Here is a 1,365-nt window from a genome sequence, read left to right as displayed (position 1 = left end):
TCCCGGAGGGCTTCCGCCATCAGCACCAGCCGGGTTGAGACCAGCCCGGACGAGCATCACGCGGGCGGAGTTCTTGTCCCTGGGGGACACGGTTCCGCATGCGGTGCAGGCGTAGGTTCGTTCGGAGAGGGGGAGTGCGTGCTTGGTTCTCGCACCGCACTGTGCGCAGTCCATCGTGGTGTGGGCCGGGTGCACCAGGTGCACGATGCGGCCGTGCTTGCGGGCCATCTCGACCAGCGCGGTCCTGGTCGCGCCGATCGCGGCGTCGGCGGCTTTGCGGGCCATCGTGGACTTGGCGAGGAACGTGGGGCGGAAGTCCTCGACAGCGAGCTGGTCGAAGTCGCGCACAACCGTCTTGGCCCACTTGCGGCCAGTGTCCTGGCGCTGCCGGGCGACCTTCTTGTGGACCTTCGCCGCCGCGCGCGATGCCTGCCGGTAGCCCTTCGACGCGGCCTTTCCCCGCGCGGGCTTCCGCCTTGCCATCTGCTTCTGGTACTGGGCCAGCTTCGCGGCGGCACTCTTTCCGTGCTGCGCGTGGGGAAGGTCGTGCGGGTCGCTGGTGGTGGTGGCGGTCTCCTTGACGCCCCAGTCGATACCGATCACCCGGCCGGTCTCCGGCAGCGGCTCGGCGGCCCTCTCGACGACGAACGACGCGTACCAGTGGCCGAGGCTGTCCCGGTAGACGCGTACCGACGTGGGGTCGGCGGGCAGATCGCGGGACCACACCACGGTCAGCGCGATGCCGCCCGCGAGGTGCAGGCGGCCGTCCTTCAGCCGGAAGCCGCGCCGGGTGTAGTTCAACGTGGGCAGTGCGTCGCGCTTGCGCTTGGTGCGGGGCATCCCGGCGCGCTGCCGCATCGGCACCTTCGCCTGAATGTCCTTCAGGGCTTTGGCGCGGGACTTGCCGAAGTCGCGGATGGTCTGCTGCTGCGGCACCGACGAGCCTTCGCGCAGCCATCCCATGGCGGTGCGGGCCTCGGTCAGCATCTTGTCGAGCTGCGCCGGGCCGCACGTCACCTTCCCGGCGTCCTGGAGGAGGCCCTTGTTCAGGCCGTGGACCTTGCGGGACATGGCAACGCACTCGTTCCACACCCACCGGCAGCGCGCCCACTCGGCCTCAAGGCCGGCGAGGGCGGTCGACGACACACGCAGGCGGCAGGTGTACCGGGCGCGCCCGGACTCTTGACCTGCTCCTTGTCGTGTCGTCATGACGTCAGTCTAGCACTATAATTGAGGCATGAATGATGAGAAACGCACCACCCTTCGTCTTCCCGAAGACCTCCACCAGTGGCTTGCCGACCAGGCCCGTGCGGCTCACCGGTCGGTCAACGCCGAGATCGTCCACCGACTTGAGGGCGAGCGCGC

General features: G+C 68.9%; 2 protein-coding genes. One reads left to right on the top strand and one right to left on the bottom strand.

The genetic code is table 11. From position 1 onward, the window contains the following. Positions 1-1,209, bottom strand: a 1,209-nt coding sequence (locus ACWDEW_RS48810) for an RNA-guided endonuclease InsQ/TnpB family protein (RefSeq protein WP_450522835.1), incomplete at its 3' end; no start/stop codon positions are given. A gap of 28 nt (positions 1,210-1,237) precedes the next feature. Here ACWDEW_RS48810 and ACWDEW_RS48805 point away from each other — a divergent pair. Beyond that, positions 1,238-1,365: Arc family DNA-binding protein (locus ACWDEW_RS48805; RefSeq protein ID WP_450522837.1), on the top strand; the 128-nt coding region annotated here is incomplete at its 3' end.

This window comes from Streptomyces sp. NPDC001100, assembly GCF_053598575.1.
Note: the sequence above shows the minus strand (reverse complement) of the source record. Positions and strands in the feature narration are given on the sequence as shown.